Source organism: Victivallis lenta (assembly GCF_009695545.1).
Lineage (GTDB): Bacteria > Verrucomicrobiota > Lentisphaeria > Victivallales > Victivallaceae > Victivallis > Victivallis lenta.
This window is the reverse complement of sequence record NZ_VUNS01000014.1, coordinates 61067-78992: the sequence shown is the minus strand read 5'-3', so window position 1 is coordinate 78992 and position 17926 is coordinate 61067. Positions and strand designations below refer to the sequence as shown.

Annotated in this window: 20 protein-coding genes; 10 read left to right on the top strand and 10 right to left on the bottom strand. The window is 59.5% G+C overall.

Annotation, left to right across the window (positions count from 1 at the left end; translation table 11 throughout):
• Nucleotides 1–3 precede the first annotated feature (3 nt).
• The 7 genes from FYJ85_RS13235 (at nt 4) to FYJ85_RS13205 (ending at nt 4681) form a co-directional block, all read left to right on the top strand.
• Complete coding sequence (locus FYJ85_RS13235) at nt 4–858, top strand: damage-control phosphatase ARMT1 family protein (RefSeq protein ID WP_154419117.1); 855 nt, start codon at nt 4–6, stop codon at nt 856–858.
• A gap of 2 nt (nt 859–860) precedes the next feature.
• Nucleotides 861–1727 carry a CvfB family protein gene (locus tag FYJ85_RS13230; RefSeq protein ID WP_206213173.1) on the top strand — a complete coding sequence of 289 codons (867 nt, stop codon included), beginning with the start codon at nt 861–863 and terminating at the stop codon, nt 1725–1727.
• Nucleotides 1724–2299: a DUF2059 domain-containing protein gene (locus FYJ85_RS13225; RefSeq protein ID WP_154419115.1), complete on the top strand. Its 576-nt coding sequence runs from the start codon at nt 1724–1726 to the stop codon at nt 2297–2299. Before FYJ85_RS13230 ends, FYJ85_RS13225 begins: the two co-directional genes overlap by 4 nt.
• Before the next feature lie 2 nt (nt 2300–2301).
• Nucleotides 2302–2601 (top strand): putative quinol monooxygenase, encoded by a 300-nt coding sequence (locus FYJ85_RS13220; protein WP_106055615.1) that lies wholly within the window; start codon nt 2302–2304, stop codon nt 2599–2601.
• 112 nt (nt 2602–2713) lie between these two features.
• Entirely contained in the window at nt 2714–3310 is a 597-nt protein-coding gene (locus FYJ85_RS13215) for a DUF3793 family protein (protein ID WP_154419113.1), read from the top strand.
• Nucleotides 3311–3340: 30 nt separating this feature from the next.
• Complete coding sequence (locus tag FYJ85_RS13210; RefSeq protein WP_106055613.1) at nt 3341–3841, top strand: flavodoxin; 501 nt, start codon at nt 3341–3343, stop codon at nt 3839–3841.
• A gap of 135 nt (nt 3842–3976) precedes the next feature.
• On the top strand, nt 3977–4681 hold the full coding sequence (locus tag FYJ85_RS13205) for a hypothetical protein (RefSeq protein ID WP_106055612.1): 705 nt from the start codon (nt 3977–3979) through the stop codon (nt 4679–4681).
• Between the two features lie 40 nt (nt 4682–4721).
• On the opposite strand, the gene FYJ85_RS13200 is transcribed toward FYJ85_RS13205, so the two are convergent.
• Complete coding sequence (locus tag FYJ85_RS13200) at nt 4722–5525, bottom strand: PHP domain-containing protein (protein WP_154419111.1); 804 nt, start codon at nt 5523–5525, stop codon at nt 4722–4724.
• A 431-nt stretch (nt 5526–5956) separates the two neighbouring features.
• On the opposite strand from FYJ85_RS13200, the gene FYJ85_RS13195 reads away from it, so the two are divergent.
• Nucleotides 5957–6427 carry a regulatory protein RecX gene (locus FYJ85_RS13195; protein WP_106055610.1) on the top strand — a complete coding sequence of 157 codons (471 nt, stop codon included), beginning with the start codon at nt 5957–5959 and terminating at the stop codon, nt 6425–6427.
• Between the two features lie 205 nt (nt 6428–6632).
• Here FYJ85_RS13195 and FYJ85_RS13190 read toward each other — a convergent pair whose 3' ends face one another.
• Both FYJ85_RS13190 and FYJ85_RS13185 read right to left on the bottom strand, forming a co-directional pair.
• Entirely contained in the window at nt 6633–7550 is a 918-nt protein-coding gene (locus tag FYJ85_RS13190) for a sugar phosphate isomerase/epimerase family protein (protein ID WP_106055609.1), read from the bottom strand.
• 121 nt (nt 7551–7671) lie between these two features.
• Entirely contained in the window at nt 7672–9048 is a 1377-nt protein-coding gene (locus FYJ85_RS13185) for an MATE family efflux transporter (protein WP_106055608.1), read from the bottom strand.
• A 202-nt stretch (nt 9049–9250) separates the two neighbouring features.
• Between FYJ85_RS13185 and FYJ85_RS13180 the strand changes: the two genes are divergently transcribed.
• Both FYJ85_RS13180 and ispF read left to right on the top strand, forming a co-directional pair.
• On the top strand, nt 9251–10141 hold the full coding sequence (locus FYJ85_RS13180; protein WP_154419110.1) for an amidohydrolase family protein: 891 nt from the start codon (nt 9251–9253) through the stop codon (nt 10139–10141).
• Nucleotides 10138–10611 carry a 2-C-methyl-D-erythritol 2,4-cyclodiphosphate synthase gene (gene ispF, locus FYJ85_RS13175; RefSeq protein ID WP_154419108.1) on the top strand — a complete coding sequence of 158 codons (474 nt, stop codon included), beginning with the start codon at nt 10138–10140 and terminating at the stop codon, nt 10609–10611. The genes FYJ85_RS13180 and ispF overlap by 4 nt, the downstream gene beginning before the upstream one ends.
• Before the next feature lie 11 nt (nt 10612–10622).
• Here ispF and FYJ85_RS24300 read toward each other — a convergent pair whose 3' ends face one another.
• From FYJ85_RS24300 to FYJ85_RS13140, 7 genes are all read right to left on the bottom strand, one after another.
• Entirely contained in the window at nt 10623–11297 is a 675-nt protein-coding gene (locus tag FYJ85_RS24300) for a type II secretion system protein (RefSeq protein WP_206213172.1), read from the bottom strand.
• A gap of 363 nt (nt 11298–11660) precedes the next feature.
• Entirely contained in the window at nt 11661–13037 is a 1377-nt protein-coding gene (locus tag FYJ85_RS13165; RefSeq protein ID WP_154419104.1) for an MATE family efflux transporter, read from the bottom strand.
• Nucleotides 13038–13123: 86 nt separating this feature from the next.
• Nucleotides 13124–13300, bottom strand: a complete 177-nt coding sequence (locus FYJ85_RS13160; RefSeq protein WP_154419102.1) for a hypothetical protein — start codon at nt 13298–13300, stop codon at nt 13124–13126.
• A gap of 128 nt (nt 13301–13428) precedes the next feature.
• The gene (locus FYJ85_RS13155; RefSeq protein WP_154419100.1) at nt 13429–14028 is read right to left on the bottom strand and encodes a hypothetical protein; all 600 of its coding nucleotides are present in this window, start codon (nt 14026–14028) and stop codon (nt 13429–13431) included.
• Between the two features lie 505 nt (nt 14029–14533).
• Nucleotides 14534–15361 carry a class II fructose-bisphosphate aldolase gene (locus FYJ85_RS13150; protein WP_106055602.1) on the bottom strand — a complete coding sequence of 276 codons (828 nt, stop codon included), beginning with the start codon at nt 15359–15361 and terminating at the stop codon, nt 14534–14536.
• 57 nt (nt 15362–15418) lie between these two features.
• Nucleotides 15419–16459: a (Fe-S)-binding protein gene (locus FYJ85_RS13145; RefSeq protein WP_154419098.1), complete on the bottom strand. Its 1041-nt coding sequence runs from the start codon at nt 16457–16459 to the stop codon at nt 15419–15421.
• A gap of 4 nt (nt 16460–16463) precedes the next feature.
• Nucleotides 16464–17909, bottom strand: coding sequence for an FAD-binding oxidoreductase (locus FYJ85_RS13140; protein ID WP_154419096.1), 1446 nt, complete (start codon nt 17907–17909; stop codon nt 16464–16466).
• Nucleotides 17910–17926 lie beyond the last annotated feature (17 nt).

The following is a 17926-nucleotide window of genomic DNA, read 5'->3' as shown; positions in this document are numbered from 1 at the left end:
ACGATGCGCGTTCAAGTAGACTGTTATCCGTGCATCCTCTCCCAGCTTTCCGAGCTCGCCAAGCAGGCGGTCGGCGGGGAAGAGGAGCGGCACGCCCTCGTCCGCCGGCTGCTGAAACTCGTGCTCGAAGCGGACCGGGAGACGACTCCGCCGGAGTTCGCCGCGATGTTCCACTCCGTCGTCACCGAGCTCTCCGGCATCGATGACCCGTTCCGGGACATCAAGGACCGCTCGACCGAACTCGGACTCGCGCTCCTGCCGGAACTGCGCCGCACCGCCGAAGCGCATCCGGATCCGTTCGAGGCGGCCGTGCGGCTCGCCATCGGCGGAAACATCATCGACTACGGTGTAAACCCGAATTTCGAACTGCATGAAGCGGAGAAGCGGATTCGCGAAGTGTTCGATCTCCCGTTCGACCGCGAACTCTGCGCCGAATTCCGGCGCCGCCTCGACACGGCCGGATCGATTTTCTACATGCTCGACAACTGCGGCGAAGCCGTGATCGACCGGCTGCTCATCGAACGCTACCGCGACAAAATCACGGTCGGCGTGCGGGGATATCCGATCCTGAACGACGTAACCCGGCGCGAAGCCGCGCTCTCCGGCATCGAAGGAGTCCGCATCGTCGACACCGGCGACCGGGCGCCGGGGGTCTCGCTGCGCCACAGCGGCCGGGAACTGCTTGACGCAATGCGCGGCGCCGACGTGGTCGTCTCGAAAGGCCAGGGAAATTTCGAATCGCTCGACGAAGGCTGCGAACGGCCGGTCTTCTTCCTGCTGCGGGTCAAATGCCGTGTCGTGGCGGAGCGCGTGCAGAGTCCGCTCGGCTCCATCCGCCTGATCGGGAGGAACCTCTGAATATGCTGAACATCGGAAAACATCAACTGCTGACCGCGGAGAAGGAGACCGAATTCGGATTCTACCTTTCCGACGGCCGGAATCACCGCGAAACCGTCCTGCTGCCGAAGAAGTTCGCGCCGGCGGGATTCAAAGAGGGCGACGAACTCGAAGTGTTCCTGTCGCTCGACTCCGAGGACCGGCCGGTCGCCACGACGCAGAAGCCGAAGGCTGAAGTCGGCACGCTCGCCGTGCTGCGGGTCAAGGAGACGACGAAGATCGGCGCCTTTCTCGACTGGGGGCTCGACAAGGACCTGCTGCTGCCGTTCCGCGAACAGCCGCAGCGCGTCGAGGCCGGCAGGAGTTACCTGGTGCGGCTTTACATCGACGAAAAGACCGGCCGGATCGTCGCCTCGCGCCGGCTGAGCCGGTTCTATACCGGCGATGTGCGGGAACTCGTTCCGAACCAGGAAGTCAAATTCACGGTCTGGGATAAAGCCCGCCTCGGCTGGCGCGTCATCATTGACGATAAATACATCGGCATCATCTACGACAACGAGCTGTTCCGCGCCGTCAAGCCGGGCGACCGCTTCACCGGCTTCGTCCACTGCATCCGGGAAGAGGAGAACCGGGCGGATATCCGTTTCCGCCCCGACGGTTTCGACGGCGTCGCCGCCGGAAAGCCGGCGATCCTCGACGCGCTCGAAGACGCCGGCGGCTTCCTGCCGCTCAACTCGAAGAGCAGCGTCGAAGAGATTCAGGCCAGCTTCAGTTTCAGCAAACGCGTATTCAAACAGCTCATCGGCATGCTGTACAAGGAACGGAAGATCGTCATCACCGATGACGGCATCCGGCTCGCCGATGCAAACCAGACGGAGGAGAAACCATGAAGATCGTCAGCATCGCCGCGGCGTTCACGCTTGCGACAGTAGCCGGATTTTCCGCGGAAAACCCGGTCCGGCAGCCCAGGCTGGAGGACAGAATGCTCGCCTATGCGCTTCTCGAAGCCGAAGGCACCCCGCAGATGATGGAGCAGACGCTCAAAACCAGCCTCGAAGCCCAGCTGAAGGCCGCGCCGGAGCTGCTGGCATACCGGCAGGCGTTCGAAATGTACCTGCGGAATACCATCTCGTTCGAAGCGCAGAAGGAGGAGCTCGCCCGGATCTATCTCGAAGTTTACGCGCCGGACGAAATCCGCGAGCTGATCCGCTTCTACCAGACCCCGATCGGCCGCAAAAAAGCCGCGGCAGGCAGCCGGATCGCCACGGCGGCGGCGCAGGTCACCCAGAAGAAGATGCAGGAGTATCTGCCTGTCTTCCAGCAGCAGCTGGAACAGATGCAGAAGGAGGAACTGAGAAGAAAAGCAGAGCTGCTGCAGAGCCGGCTGCCCGAACCGGCGCCCGCTCCGCAGCAGCCCGCCGTCCCCGGCAAAGATGCCGGAAAACCCAATGAGGAGAAGTAACCATGTTCAAACTCGTCGTCGTCGTTCAAACCCTGCCCGAAAAAGCCGAAGCCTTCGAAGAAATGGTCCGGCCGCTCATCGAAAACTCCCGCAGGGAGAAGGGCAACATCAGTTACGACGTCCTCCCGGACGTCCTGCACCAGAACACCTATCTCATTCTCGAAACCTGGGAGAACGACAAGGCGCTCGAGGAACACAAGGCAACCCGCCACTACCTCGATTTCGCCGAAAGCGTCAACGGCTATATCGCCGCGCCGCTGGTGTTGTACCGGGTCGAGCCGAAGAAAGTTAGTCTTTTCTAATTTTCATTGCTTGAAAAATATCCGCTCTGCATATATATTGTTGCAGAAGCGGATATTTTTTATTTACGATACAAATTAGTCAAACCTAATAAAAAACAAGGGAGCCCCTGCAATGCAATGCCCCGACACGAACCGGCTGATCCGGTATCTGCTGGTCAAACTGGCCCCGGTGATTCTCGGCGTCAAGCCGGCCGGGCTGCTTCGCCTGACCGACTGCCGGCAGACGGGAGGGAAACAGCATGACCTCTTCTGCCTCCACCAGCCGGAGATCCTCGCAGCGTTGCAGCTCCGCTGCCGGATTCTGAGGCGGAACAGCGAAAATCTCGTGGTATTCTTCTTCCGCGAAGGGGCGCTCGAACGTGTGCTCTCCGAACCGCACAACGCCGAATTTCTGGCCGGCCGCGGATACCGGCGCGGCGCGGAATTGGCCGAGCTGGAGTTCCGCTGCCGGAACGGAAGCGGATTCCCGCACGAAATCGGGGTATTCCTCGGCTATCCGCTCAAGGATGTGCGCGGCTACATCGAGAATCCGGACGCCTGCCTCGCCCTCCCCCGCGGCCTCTGGCGGGTGGCCGGGGAACCGACCGAATCGCTGGCGGTCATGGAACGGTTCCGCCGCGCGGAAAGCGCCATGCGCCAAGTCGTCGGCTGCGGCCGCCCGCTGGAAGAAACGTTACGCGATATTCACAACCTTCTTCCGGCCGCATAGTCCGGAAGAACCGAACATAAGGAGCTATTCATGAGCCAATCGATCAAAGTCATCTACGGTTCGACCACAGGAAACACGCAGCGGGCGGCGGAGGCGATCGCCGCCGGACTCGGCGGAACCGCCGTCAGCGCCGCCGACGCGGTCCCGGACGATTTCAAGGCCGACCTTCTCATTCTCGGCAGTTCCACCTGGGGCTGCGGCGAACTCCAGGACGACTGGCAAAGCGCCCTGCCGATGCTCGAAGCGGCGGATCTGTCAGGACGCAAAGTCGCGCTTTTCGGCCTCGGAGATGCGGTCGGCTTCGCCGATACCTACCTGAACGCGATGGGCGAAATCGGCGATATAGTCAAGGCCGCCGGCGGCATCCTGATCGGCGCCTGGGAAAGCGCCGGCTATCCGCACAGCGCCTCGACCGCCGAAGAGAACGGGCACTTCATCGGGCTCGCCCTCGACGATGACAACGAACCCGGCGAGACCGCCGGGCGCATCGGCAGGTGGTGTGCGCAGCTGAAAACCGAAGCCGGCCTCTGAACCTTTCCGACAACCGGGAAAGCCGTTTCTCCAACTTCTTTTCGGAGAACGGCTTTTTTAACGAAAAAGATTCATTCCCCGCAGTTCCGCATTTGCTTTCCACACGAGTGAATCTATATTAAAACAGGAATCACTATGAAAGTCATGGATAAGGGCTGGAAAATGAAAAAACGGTTGGTTGCGTTCCTTCTCTGTTGTGCGGCGGCAAGTTCGTTCGCGGCGTTCCAGTTCGATTACGGCAGCATCAGCGCGGCCCATTCCGATTACGGCAAGGATACTTATGACGCCTATGCCGACCGTGCCGGCAGGTTCGGGCTGCAGAATGCGTTTTATTTCAACACCGGCTCCTATCTGTATGCATCGTTCAGCAAAGGCGCGCCGGAATTCGGCGCTTATTATCTGGACGGCCGGAACAAGGGCGAGGAAATCAGGCTCGCGGATATCGGCAACGGGCAGTACACCGCAATCGGCGCCGACGGGAAGGCGCTCAAATTCAACGCCGGCGACTCGATCGGCTTCTGGACCAGGGACGCCGACGGCCGGACCGTGTACAACACGCCGGGTCTCGACGGCCAGCATACCTACAACGGAACCGCGATCCTCGACAGGAACAACTACGTCGTCGCCTTCGGAAAATACGGGCAGTATGTTTCCTCGCCGACCGGGAATTACACCTACGATCAGATGATCGATGCGGCGCAGTCGGTGCTGAATGTTCAGGTCGGTTCCAAAGCGCCGGTTCCGTCCGGCCAGCCGCTGCCGGGCCTCCTCGCTGCGCTGCTGGTCTGCGGCGGAACCTACACGGGTTACCGTTTGCGGAACCGGAAAACGCGCGCCTGAGCGAACAGCCGTGAAAAGCGCTCCACCCGGGGCGCTTTTTTCATGCCCGCTTTCGCGGCCGCCAGATCTGCGCCTCCGGCAGATTCAGGGCTTCGAGCCAGCCGGAGGCGTCGTCGATCTGGGCGAGGTCCGCAAGGCGGTGGGCGTCGCTGCCCGGCGACAGCATCACTCCGGCAGCGGCGAGAATCCGGTAGAAGTTCCGGTATGCCTCCCCGTAGGACCGGCCGGTTTCCCCGCGGCGCCGCAGATAGGTGCCGGTGAAAAAACCATTGATCTCGACGGCGGTCCGGTTTTCCCGCGCGGCGGCGGCGAATTCGGCAATCCACGTCTCCGGCACGGCATCGAGCGACTCGATCCGGTCGTAACCGGGCAGATGGCCTTCGCAGGTCAGCAGAATCAGCGCGGCCCACGGATGCGAAATGACATCGACCAGCGGATTTTCCGCCAGCGCAATCAGAAGCTTCTGGTGGAACAGCAGGCAGCCGCGCCGGTCCTTCGGCGGCCGGACGACTCCGGTACAGTTGTAATGGTCGGGGGCCGCAATCACATAATCGAGCCGCCGGGCCTGCTCCGGCGAGAGCGGCAGACTTCCGACGGCGTCGATGCACTCGGTCTCCACGCCGCGGAACATCGGGAGGATTCCGCGCGTCTCCTCCCGCGCCGCGTCGAGGAAGGCGCAGACCGCGCCGAAATCCGAATCGAAATGAAAATGCGGACTCAACCCGAACGCCCCGAAGGAGCGGCTCCGCATGGCGGCGGCCACTGCCGCCGGCGTCATCTCTTCCGCGCCGTCATCGACCGGCCGCATGCACGTATGAACATGAAAATCACCAGGCAGCTTCATTCCAGAACTCCCATGTTCCCCAAAAAGTTGCCACCCTTCGGCCACGGGCCTCGGGTCTTTTGGGCTTACAGCCCAAAAGCTTCGGGTACTTTTCGGGGGCCCCGCTCTCCGGTGTTCCGTGCGGCTCCGCCGTACTCACACCTCCGAGAAAGGCATTGTTTATATTTTCCTCAAAAAGTTGCCACCCTTCCTCCTTCGCCGTGGCTGCCGAGGACAAGTCGGGCTTGTCATCCACTGCGCTTGCACGGCGGATGATACTTTTCGGGGGCCCCGCTCTCTGAAGAGAAAGGCATTGTTCATGTTCCTGCGGCATTAACACACCATCGCCCTTCCGATCACGTCGGCCGGAAAAAATATAACCTCCAAACCCGCACTTTTCAATTGCATTTTCCGCAATTGCTTCTATAGTACCTTCCGGAAAAGGAGACGGCATGGAAAAACCGAAAAAAAGCGCGATGGAAAAAGCGATGCGGCTGCTTTCGCGCCGCGCCCTGTCGGAGCGCGAGCTCCTGAACAAGCTCTGCGCCGCCGGTTATCCGTTCCGCGAAGCGCGCGACGCCGTCGCCGAATGTCGCAAACGCGGCTATGTCAACGACGAGGCATTCGCCGCCGATTACACGGAGCTTCTGGCCGGGCGCTGTCTCGGCGGGCGCCGGATCAGGCTTGCGCTGCGCAAGCGCGGCATACCGGCCGAACTTCAGGAAGAACCGCTCGAAGCCGCCGCCGAAACCGAGGCGGAACGCGCGTCGGAAGCGCTCGCCTACAAACTCCGTCTGCTCGCACGCGAGACCGATCCGCGCCGCAAGCGCGAAAAAGCGTTCCGCTTTCTGATCGGCCGCGGCTTCTCCTGCGAGAGCTGCCGCACCGCTCTTGAGCGGGCCGATTTCGATCCGGAGGAGTAGTTCCCGCTGTTCGAATTCCGGCAGAGCCCCTTCCGCAGCGGTGCTGACGGCCGGCCCGGAAAAAGCATCGAAAGCTCCATCGCGTTTTTTCATCTCCGGCCGATTCCAGACTCCGCCAATGCGGACCCGAAGAAATGTCCCGGTTCCCTGCTGCATTGCGGCCGGAAAACCGGGACATCGTTTCAAATGCTGTCGGCGAAATCTGTTATGCGAGCGACTTCTTCACATCGTCGACCAGCTGCATGAAACGGCGGCCGTATTCGACGTAATTATCGAACTTCTCCTGCTCGCGCTGTCCTTCGGGGACACTCTCATGGAACACATTCTTCATATGCGGCTCCATCGAAAACCCGCCGTCGTAGCCGTTCTTCAGCAGATCGGTCACGATGCGGACGACGTCCCCCTCCCCCTCGCCCGGGAAGGTGAACTCGGCTTTGTTGAAGCCGCTCTCGATATTCGAACCGAGGAACTTCGCGTCCTTGATGTGAACGTAATGGATGAACTCCTTCACATGGCTGTAAAACTCCCACGAGCTCTGGACTCTGCTGAGTTCGTCGCCTTCGCTGCGGTCGAAGTTCAGCACCGGGTTGCCGGTGTCGAAGACGAGCTTGAAATTCGGGGATTTGATCCGGTCGAGCAGTTTCAGTGTATGCTTCCAGGACATGCCGCCGTAATTGTTGCAGTTTTCATGCAGGTAGAGAACGCCGGCCTCCTCGCACATTCTGACCAGAAATTCGACCTTGCGGAAAACATGCGCTTCGATCTCGGCATCCCAGGCGGGGCGGTTCCACTGCGCCCGGAAGCTCATGCCGCGGATCATTTTGCAGTTCAGCCTCTTCATGCGGACCAGCGCCCGCTTCAGCTGTTCGACCGTCGCCTTGAAATCCTCTTCCTTCACAGGGTCCCAGCCCCAGTTCGCCACAGCGCTGCCGAAGCAGTTGATGCCGACGCCGGATGCTTCAAGCTCGGCGGCGACCGCCTCGAACTTCTCCTCCGGCAAATCGTGGATGTTGACGCCGTCAACCGCGCGCGATTCGATCCACTTCCAGCCAAGCTTTTTCGTCGCTTCGATCTGGCCGGTGATTCCCCGCGCCGCTTCGTCCGCAAATCCGGTATAGTACATCTTCCGGAACTCCTTCCATGATGGGTTGCTACTTTGTTAAGCTTGTTAACAATAATTAATGTAACGCATCCTCCGGATTTATCAAACGCCGGAAGCCGCAAATTTTTCGAAAAAACAGAGCTCACCGGATGCGCGGCAGGTGTACGAGCACCGCCGCCCGCCGTCCGCGCGACAGATGACGGCGATTCAGCCTGAAGATGATGACGGCTCCGACCGTGAAGGTCAGCAGCTCCGAGACCGGAACCGCCGCCGCGCTGCCCGGAATTCCCCAGACCCGGAAGAATGTCCAGACCAGCAGGAGCGGCAGCAGCATGCCGCGCAGCCCCGCCGTCACCAGCGAGCAGAGCGGCTTGTGCAGTCCGGTGAAGTACGAAGTGAAAACGATGTTGACTCCCGCCAGCAGGAACATCCAGCGGAATCCGTGCAGGAACTCCTGCGCGATCTGCAGCGCAGCCGCATCCTCGGGCAGGAATGCCCGCAGCAGCGGTTCCGGCCACAGCGTCAGCACCGCGAACAGGAGAGCGCCGATGCCGAACACGGTCAGGCACGCGGTCAGCAGAAACGCGGTCGCCCTGCCCCGCTTGCCGGCCGCCATGTTGCAGCTGACCAGCGGACTCAGGCTGTCGCTGAATCCGAAGGCGGCCATCATGCCGAACACCAGCAGATAGCTGATTACCGCAAAACCGGCCACGCCGCTGGCGCCGGCCGCGCGGATCATGATTCCGTTGATCAGAAAGACGATGAATCCTCCCGAAATCTCGTTCAGGAGCTCGGAGGAGCCGTTGTAAACCGCCCCCAGGAAATCCCGCCAGCACCCGAGACGCCGGGTCAGCCTCAGCCGGCAGTCGCGGCGCGGCAGGCGGCAGCAGGCGACTGCGAGCGTAAAGACGAACGACAGGCCCGTCGCATACGCCGCCCCGGCCAGCCCGAAGCCGAAAACGGCCAGAAAGAGCCAGTCGAGCAGGATATTGAGCACGGCGCCTCCGGTCACGGCCACCGAGGCGACGGCCGGACTCCCGTCCACCCGGACGAAGAACGACAGCCCGAATCCGAGGATCATGAAAGCCTGAAACGCGGCCGTGATGCGCAGATACAGCCGCGAAAGTCCGTACAGCTCCGCATTGACGCTGAGGACATGCAGAATCCCATCCGTAAACGCAAACGCCGCCAGCGTGAAAAGCAGCGAAAAAACCGTCAATACGATCATCGACTTCGTGAAGATCGCAGCCGCCTTCTCCCAGTCGTGCTCCCCGGCGTACTTCGCATATTTCACCACGCTGCCGGTCGAAATCACCGTGCTGATCCCCCCGATCAGGGTGAAAAGCGGCATGACGAGGTTGACCGCCGCCAGCGCATTCGCCCCGACGAAGTTGCCGACGAAAATCCCGTCGACGATCGCAGCGGACGAGCTCGCCATCGTCGCCATCGTCCAGGGCAGCGCGATGCTGAAATAGGTCGGAATGACCGGATTGCGCAACATTTTCGTCGCCGGGTCCATGATGCTCAAAACTCCTTCATTGATCAAATCCGGTTAATATAGCGGGCATCCGTGAAAATACAAGTTCCGGCTTGCTTTTCCGCGGCAAACGGGGTAAATTAACGCCGTGTGCAGGTTTCGGGAAAGCTCCGGCTTCCCCCACGGCCGCTCCGTCGTCATGGGAACCTGCACGCGGCGTAATCTATGAAGAACGAGGAGAATCATGAAGATCATCGATGCACATATTCATTACGCGGGCTGGGACGGGTTCAACGAAACCGCCGCGGAGTCCGGGCAGGTCAACACCGTCGAAGGCGTGGCCGATAATTTCAGGAAGAACGGCGTGGTCATGGCCGTCGCCATGGGGGCCGGCCGGGACGGCGGAGATCCCGCCGTCTGCCGCCCGATGACACCGAATCTGGCCGGAAACACAACGCCGGAGCATTACGGGCAGCCGGACTATATCGCCTACTGCGCCGGAGTCGATTCCGGAGCGATCACGCCGGAAAACACGACACGGTCGCTTGAAGAGTTCGAACGGTATTTGCAGACCCCGCAGTGCGTCGGGCTCAAATTCTACCCGGGGTACCACCATCTTTATTTGTCGGACCCGCGCCATTACCCGTTCTTCGAGCTGGCGGCAGCCTGCGATGTGCCGGTCGTCATCCACACCGGGGACACGGCCGGCACCCGCGGGCATGTCAAGTACGCGCACCCGCTCACGGTGGACGAAGTTGCGGTCGACTTCCCGAAAACCCGCTTCGTGCTCGCCCATTACGGGAATCCGTGGATCGTCGACGCGACCGAAGTCGCGGCCAAGAACGAGAACGTTTCGATCGACCTCTCCGGACTGGCGGCCGGAACCATCGACGCCGCCGTATTCCTGAAACAGTTCCGCGGCTATCTCGAACATATGAGAGTCTGGATGGATTACCTCGGCGACTGGAGCCGTTTTCTGTACGGTTCGGATTATCCGCTGGTCAACATCGGCGAATACATCAAGGTCATCCGCGCAATCGTGCCGGAAGAGCATCACGAAGCGGTATTCTGCAATAATGCGCTGCGGGTTTTCCCGAAACTGAAACCGCTGCTGAAAGCGGAGGAGGAGAAATGATTCGGATCGGACAAGGCTACGACGTTCACCGGCTGACGGAAGGGCGCAAACTCATTCTCTGCGGCGTGCCGGTGCCGCATCCGACCGGGCTGTACGGGCACAGCGACGCCGACGTCGCAGTCCATGCGCTCATCGACGCAATCCTCGGTGCGCTGGCGCTCGGCGACATCGGCCGTTTTTTTCCGGACACCGACCCCGCCTACAAGGATGCCGACAGCCTGAAACTGCTCGGCGCCGTCATGCGGGACCCGCGCCTGGCGGACTGGCGCATCGGCAACATCGATCTGACCATCGTCGCCCAGAAGCCGAAGCTGCTCGACTACAACCTCGCCATGCGGACGAATCTCGCGCGGGTGCTGACCGTGCCGCTCGACCGGGTATCGGTCAAGGCGACGACGACGGAGAAACTCGGCTTCGAGGGGCGGGAAGAGGGCATCAGCGCCATGTGCGTCGCTCTGCTCGAACGCTGATCCGGCGACAGTCAGTTGCCCTCGTAAAAATAGCGGTTGAACTGAGACAGCCGGCTGTCCCAGTGCTTCGCGACAATCCCCGGAGACAGGGAGGCGACGTGACCGTCGAAGAAGCCGGCATTCAGCATTTTGCGGTGGCGGTAGATGATCCGGCCGTTCGGGATCTCATTCTCCTGCTCGGTGAAGCAATTCGAATTCGTCGTCGCATAAACGCCGACGGCGTCGAACCACGCAGCCGCCCCGGACGGCTTTCGGATGCGCGGCAGGCGGAAAGCGTACCGCCGGTAATTCTCCTCGGAGAGATTGTCCAGCGTCACGCCGTACGAAAAATAAGCGAACGGCCGGTTGAACCGCACGGCGGACGACTCGGGACAGAGCATTCCGGCCGGAAACGCGGACTCGGCGTTCTCCAGACTGTTCTTCGGCTTGACGGACGCCCCGACCAGCCGCCGGAACTCAATCCGGTCGTACCATGCCGGATTCGCCGGAGGAATCCAGTAATCCGAAAAACTTTCGGCATAGAGGGCGCCGGCCTGGGTGAAGCTTTTCAGGTTGCCGGTGCATTTGATCTGCCGGGCAGCGGCCCGCGCACCGAAAAGAACGGGAATCAGCATGCCGGCCAGAACCGTCACGATCGCCACCACGGTCAGAAGTTCAATCAGCGTGAATTTCCTTACGCACTTCACTTGGTTAATCATAGACTTAATAAAGAAAATTTAAATTGATATTATCGATCTTTCGATCACAAAAAACAAGAATCACCTAATTTTATGTAATAATAAAATTAACAGAAATCACGAAACAAAAATCGCAAAACAAAACATGTAACAACATAACAATAAACATGTTACGAGTCAAGAACGCTTAATTTAACGTACCAGTGGAGGAAAGTCAAATCGAAAATGGCGCTTTATTCTGAAAAAACACCGTGATGAGAGTGAGATTTCCGGGTGCTGACGGCCCGCGGCCGGTCGGAGCGGATTCGATAAAGCACGCCCCGCGTACCGTTCTCCCTCCTCGCGTCCGCGCGGAAGCCGGCCGGATTCGGGTCAGGCGCGCTTCACGACTCCGTATTCGGGACGGGAGAGCCTCCGGCACACCCAGTAGAGATAGAGACCGTTGGCGGCAGCCGTCACCGCCCACGTGATCGGATAAGAGAGCATGAGATTCCCCATGGTCGGGTGCAGCGGAAAAACAGTGCATACCCAGACCACCCGCAGCACGCAGACTCCGATCAACGTGATGACGGCCGGCATCACGGAGTGTCCGAGTCCCCGCAGCGCCCCGCTCACCACATCCATCATGCCGCACAGGAAATAGGTCGTGAAGAGAACCTTCATCCGCAGCATCCCCCATGCGATCACTTCCGGATTCGAATTGTAGACGGCGAGCAGGCGCCGGCCGTCGAGCAGGAATCCGAACCCCATCACCAAACAGACGACGCTCGAACAAGCCATGCAGTAAAGAATGCTTCTGCGAATCCGGTCATACCGGCCGCCGCCGAGGTTCTGGCCGACGAAGCTGACCACGGTCTGGTGAAAAGCGTTCGACCCGATGTAGACGAACCCCTCCAGGCTGGAGGTCGCCGTGTTGCCCGCCATCGCCAGGGAGCCGAAGGAGTTGACCGAGGACTGGATCGTAATGTTCGAAATCGAAAAAAACATTCCCTGAATACCGGCAGGCAGGCCGATCCACAGCATGCGTTTCAGGATGACCGGGTCGATCCGCAGATTGCGTCGCCTCAACCGGCAGGCGTCCCTCGCCTGCCCGAGACACCGCAGCACCAGCCAGGCGGCGATTCCCTGCGCGATCACCGTCGCCAGCGCCACTCCTGCGACATCCATGTGGAACACCAGGACGAAAAAGAGATTCAGCGCGACATTGACGATTCCGGCGAACAGCAGAAAATACAGCGGGCGGCGCGTATCGCCAACAGCCCGCATGATGGCGCTGCCGAAGTTGTACAGCATGATGAACGGCATTCCGGAAAAGTAAACCCACATGTAGAGGCAGGCTTTGTCGAGAACGTTGTCCGGCGTCCCCATCAGCGTCAGGAGCGGCCTGGCCAGGACGACTCCCGCTCCGGTCAGGAAAATGCCGCCGATGATCGCCGTCAGAATGGCGGTATGGACCGTGCGGCTCACATTCCTCCGCTCCTTCGCGCCGTAATAGTTTGCAACCAGGACGTTGGTTCCGATGGAGAGGCCGATGAACACATTGATGATCAGCCCGGTCAGGGAGGAGGTCGCCCCCACTGCGGCGATCGCCTCGTGGGGCGCGAACCGGCCGATCACGACCAGATCAGCCGCATTGAACAGCAGCTGCAGAATTCCGGACAACATCAGCGGGACGGAAAAGAGCACGATCTTCCCGAACAGCGGCCCGCGGCACATATCGATCTGATACTTATTCCCTGCCCCTGCCATCGCACATCAACCCGGTTCCAGATGAAATCGGAGTCTGCCTCCGAATATATCGAATTCAGATAATATAGACAGTTTCCGGGCAAAAATCAATGACGCAAATGCAATTCAGCCCGTTTTCCGCCATCCGGGCCGGAAAGCCGGTCGCGGCTCGGCTGGATGGCTTTGGTTCCATCCGGACTGGTTACGGTCTGACGAGCCACACCGTTGCCGAGCCGTTCCCGCTTCCTGTGGGTTGTCTCGCCGTAGAGGTCGGCACGCCCCACCTTTCCGTCAACGCGATATTCATCCCATCCTCCTCCCCAGATCGGTCAATTTCAGGTGAAGTAATATGATGCCTTTAAGTTTCACAGTGCAAAACACTCTGAACACATTATTAAAAAAGCAGCATATTTTATTTACTAAGGTAAAGATCCATATAACAGAGAAAATTCTCAAAGGAAGCAAAATAATCTTTGGAAATGAAAGGTTGATCCGTGACACTCTCCGCTTCTTCCAAAGACATTTCACTTCCGGGAAGATAACTTATAAAAACTCTATTTTCATTCTGCTGCGGGATTACCAGATAATCTGCGTCATCTTCTCTGTCCCTTCCTACGAGAATATATTCTTGGCCACTATAGTTTTCAACTTGCATCTTTTTTATATCTAAAATTTTATGCCTAGCAATCACCAGGTAATCATATTTTTCAAAGAAATCTTGCACGGCAATCGGCAATAATTGCATATACGGAGGTCTTTGAATTTTTTTTTGATAACGTTTCCCGTATTTTTTACAAATATTTTGAAATCGTCCTTTCAGCTCAGAAGCCGATGCATTCAAAACAAAATCTATTTCTTGTGCCTCTTTGCGTAATTCTTTTCCTGAAAGAAAACCATCAATGCGTTTTAATCTTTTTTCCGTAAAAATATATTTCAACAAAAAATCAGCAACTTTATCTTGAAAAATAACACATGTTGTTGACAGTATCAATACGATTACCAGCAGGGTCAATATATCATCCTCCTTCAACATAGACATCCAGAGACGGCATTCCGCGACGAAAAGGAGATTCTGAGGGTAATCTAGTCAGGGGCAGAGAAAAATACAAGCGGTGTCCGGGAAAAATGTGGAGAATTGCGAAACAAGAAGAGCACCCGGACTACGATCTGAGAAAAATTTTTATCAAGGAAATTTTCCGGTCCGAATAAACTAAAAAGCAACCGCAATCACTCTCTTTTTACACCGCAGGCTATTTTATCATTGAACGATTCATTATAAGCAAACTTATAATGTTTGCCCTCCCCCCCAGTTGCGGGGGGAAAGCTGCCCCTTGGAGGAGAGACTTTCTTCTCAATCCGACGGCCCATGTCGCCGGTGGTCATATTGCCGTCGGCGTCACAGGTCGGCTGATCGCTGTTGATTGCCGTGTACTGATTCAGCAGGTTGCCGGTGCAGCTCCAGGCGAGGCGCTCCGCGGTAAGCCGATTACCGATTCCGTCACAGGCATACGGAAAAATCACCGTCCGGCGAAGAAGCGGATCAGCCGGGCAATGTAAGCGGCGCAGTCATCGATGACCGGCTCCATGAATTTGTCAACCGGAACGAATTTCCCGTCAAGGGCGGCAAGACTCGTTCCGGCCGACTTCAGGAATGTGTGCTGAAACTCGGTGGCGACGTTGATCTTCGCAATGCCGTTCCCGATCGCCTTGCGAATCTCGCTGAGCGGAGTTCCGGAACCGCCGTGCAGCACGAGCGGCACATCCGGCAGCCGTTCGGCGATGGCCCGGCAGCGGGCGATGTCGAGCTTCGGTTCGCTCCTGTAATAGCCGTGGGCGGTCCCGATGGAGACGGCCAGCGCGTCGACTCCGGCGGCCGAGGCGAACGCTTCGGCCTCTTCCGGTTCGGTCAGGGCGGTATCGTCGCCCATGGCAACGTGCCCGATCTCGCCCTCGATCGACGCTCCGGCGGCTTTCGCGAGTTCCGCGCAATGGCGGGTCAGCCGGACGTTTTCGTCATACGGCAGCCGCGAACCGTCGAACATGACGGAGGTGTATCCCCATTTCAGCGCATTTTCGACCTGCGTGACGGAGTCGCCGTGATCGAGGTGCAGCGCGACGGGCTGGCTCGACCGTCCGGCCATGCGGATCAGCATTCCTGCCAGGTCATACGCCTTGTCGGAATTGAAGAGCCGCATGTAGAGCTGGATGATGACCGGCGACCTCTCCTTCTCCGCAGCCCGGACGACAGCGGCAGCGGTCTCGTAGTTCGCCACGTTGAATGCGCCGACGGCGCGCCTCTGCTTTCTGGCGGCGGGCAGCAGCTCCCGCATGGTGACAAGCGACATCGATATGGGCTCCTTTCAAGTATCAGACAGGGGCGGCGAATCCGCCCCCGCTTCCCGTTACAGCGACTTCGCCGCAAGTTCTTCGAGCGTCAGCACGTTCAGCCCCGCCCCGGCAAGGACGCGCCGCGTGTACGGCGACGCCGTGACCGACAACTCCTCCCCGGCGCGGGCCGCGACCTGACCGGCCAGCAGTTTCGCAAGCTGCGGATTCAACAGCGGCAGCACGACCGCGCCCTCCCCCGCCGTATAAGATTCTTCATCGTTCGTCCCGAACGGCTTGCAGACGACGCCGAGCTGCTTCAGAAGTTCGGCCGGATACGGGTAGTTTTTCACATAGTTCTTCAGGTAGTCGCTCTCCAGACAGCAGACCGCCTCGCCGCATTGCCTGAAATCCAGCTTCAGCCCCGCGATGAATTCGGAGCTGTGCATGACCTTCACCTTCAGGCCGATGCCGTACTTTCCGTAATCGTTGACCAGTGCATCATACGCAGCCGGATTCGAAACCACAAGCGCCTTTGCGCCGAGCCCGTTCACGAATGCCGCGAACTTTTCCGCAACCGCCTTCGAGCGCGCCGCATAGCCGAGCACGCCGAGCGCCTTGCCGATGCAGCCGCCGGTGACCGTGCGGTACGCGATGCGTCCCCTTGCCGCGAGCTTTGCAAAACTCTGCGCGACAGCCGGAATCTCTTTCGTATAACGGTCGACGAAATAGAGCACGTCGCCGGAGCCTTCGGTTTTCCATTCGGCAGTCGCCTCGAGCTCATCGGCCAGCTTTTTCACACGCTCCGGCTCGGCTCCGGCTTCGACGATGTCGCGCCGGAGCGCCAGCTGAAGGCCGATTTCGTCGTACCCTCTGCCGTCATGGCAGCCGTCGCAGTGAAAGCGGTTCGCGCCGGAGAGGTCGGAGCGGTAGACGGCATCGACGAAATCGGCGTCAGAAATTTTTTCCGGATGCATGCGGACCGTGTCCGCGATCAGCGCCCGGCCGCGCGGCGTATCCGCTTCGCGGCAGCCGGCCTGCCCGACCGCCGACAGATGACGGCACATGAAGCAGAACCGGCAGGCGGAAATGACTTCGGCAAACGAATCGATATTCATAATGTTAAACTCCTCTGAAACCCATCTTGCCGGGGTTCATGATATTGTTGGGGTCAAGCTGTTTCTTGATGTCCTCGAGCACATGCATCGCGGGACCGTAGAGCTCTTTCATCAGCCGTCCGAGCTTCAGGCCGACGCCGTGGTGCTCGTTGATCACGCCGCCTTCGCGGATCGCCGCGCGGATCGCAAGATCCCATACCCGGTTATAGAGTGCGGCCGCCTCGGCCGGGTCCTCCGGCGCCTGTTCGAAGATGAAGCGCGCATAGAGCATGCAGCCCCAGTCGTACCAGTGCGAGAAGTGCCCGATGAACGTCGCCTCCGGAAAATTCTCCTCGACCGTCTCTTTCATCGCCCAGTAGACATTCTCGATCCTGCTGAAGGTGGCAACCGTGTCGAGCGTGCCGAACGCCTGCGGCATATGGAACATGTAGGGAGGATAGAAAAATTTGTAGCGGTTTTTCCACCATGCTTCGCCCGACTCGGAACCGAGGTCCTCCTTCGGCCCGGCCGCGCGGCAGATTTCGCAGGCGCGCTCCATCTGGAGATCCACGATCTTCTCCGGGCCGTCGAAGCCGAAGACGAGGTACGCCCCCTCGCGGTCGATGCCGAGCACACGCCTGATGAGGCGGGCGGTCTCGGGGCCGTCGTAGAGACGGATCGCGCAGGGCTGAAGCCGGCTGTGCATAAGCCCCGCTCCGGCGGTCATCGCCGAATGCATGTCGGGGAAGAGGAACGCGTGAAATTTCCGCGCCTCCGGAATCGGGTGGATTTTCAGAGTGACTTTCGTCATCACGCCGAGCGTGCCCTCGCTGCCGAGGAACAGCATCATGAGATCCGGGCCGGACGCATGACGCGGAACCGGCAGCGTATTGATGATCTCCCCGGTCGGCGTCACGACCTCGAGCGACATGACCATGTCTTCGATCTTGCCGTACTTGGTCGAGAGCACACCCGTGCCGCGGTGCGCGAGGAATCCGCCGATGGTCGCGCAGGCGATGGAGGCGGGGAAATGCATCGTCGAGTAGCCGGCCTTTTCAACCGCCCATTCGAGATGCTGCGCATTGATGCCGGTTTCGCAGGTGACGGAGAGTGTGCGCGTATCGATTTCGACGACCCTGTTCATGCGTTTCATGTCGAGGACGATGCCGCCGTAGACCGGCAGCGCGCCGCCCTGGGAGCCGGAACCGCCGCCCCACGGGGTGACCGGGATTCCATACTGGTTCGCGATCTTCATGACCTTGGCGACCTCTCCGGCCGAACCGGGATGAACCACGAAGTCGGGCCTCTGCGGCTCGCGCCCGCGGTCGTGCCACATCTCCGGAATCCAGTAGTAGTCGATCGAGTGTCCGAGGGCGTCCGCCGCCCCGGAATTCACGAATTCCGCTCCGACCGCGTCCATGAGTTCGCAGCGGACCATCTGGTACATGTAGTTGTCTCTGGCAAGTTGCATTCCAAAACTCCTGACGG

Coding starts and splice junctions, on each gene's coding strand:
- FYJ85_RS13185 (WP_106055608.1), bottom strand. CDS start 9,048: ATGGACCCGGCGACGAAAATGTTGCGCAATCCGGTCATTCCGACCTAT.
- ispF (WP_154419108.1), top strand. CDS start 10,138: ATGATTCGGATCGGACAAGGCTACGACGTTCACCGGCTGACGGAAGGG.
- FYJ85_RS13225 (WP_154419115.1), top strand. CDS start 1,724: ATGAAGATCGTCAGCATCGCCGCGGCGTTCACGCTTGCGACAGTAGCC.
- FYJ85_RS13230 (WP_206213173.1), top strand. CDS start 861: ATGCTGAACATCGGAAAACATCAACTGCTGACCGCGGAGAAGGAGACC.
- FYJ85_RS13200 (WP_154419111.1), bottom strand. CDS start 5,525: ATGAAGCTGCCTGGTGATTTTCATGTTCATACGTGCATGCGGCCGGTC.
- FYJ85_RS13140 (WP_154419096.1), bottom strand. CDS start 17,909: ATGCAACTTGCCAGAGACAACTACATGTACCAGATGGTCCGCTGCGAA.
- FYJ85_RS13195 (WP_106055610.1), top strand. CDS start 5,957: ATGGAAAAACCGAAAAAAAGCGCGATGGAAAAAGCGATGCGGCTGCTT.
- FYJ85_RS13235 (WP_154419117.1), top strand. CDS start 4: ATGCGCGTTCAAGTAGACTGTTATCCGTGCATCCTCTCCCAGCTTTCC.
- FYJ85_RS13210 (WP_106055613.1), top strand. CDS start 3,341: ATGAGCCAATCGATCAAAGTCATCTACGGTTCGACCACAGGAAACACG.
- FYJ85_RS13215 (WP_154419113.1), top strand. CDS start 2,714: ATGCAATGCCCCGACACGAACCGGCTGATCCGGTATCTGCTGGTCAAA.
- FYJ85_RS13145 (WP_154419098.1), bottom strand. CDS start 16,459: ATGAATATCGATTCGTTTGCCGAAGTCATTTCCGCCTGCCGGTTCTGC.
- FYJ85_RS13220 (WP_106055615.1), top strand. CDS start 2,302: ATGTTCAAACTCGTCGTCGTCGTTCAAACCCTGCCCGAAAAAGCCGAA.
- FYJ85_RS13180 (WP_154419110.1), top strand. CDS start 9,251: ATGAAGATCATCGATGCACATATTCATTACGCGGGCTGGGACGGGTTC.
- FYJ85_RS13190 (WP_106055609.1), bottom strand. CDS start 7,550: ATGTACTATACCGGATTTGCGGACGAAGCGGCGCGGGGAATCACCGGC.
- FYJ85_RS13205 (WP_106055612.1), top strand. CDS start 3,977: ATGAAAGTCATGGATAAGGGCTGGAAAATGAAAAAACGGTTGGTTGCG.
- FYJ85_RS13165 (WP_154419104.1), bottom strand. CDS start 13,037: ATGGCAGGGGCAGGGAATAAGTATCAGATCGATATGTGCCGCGGGCCG.
- FYJ85_RS13150 (WP_106055602.1), bottom strand. CDS start 15,361: ATGTCGCTTGTCACCATGCGGGAGCTGCTGCCCGCCGCCAGAAAGCAG.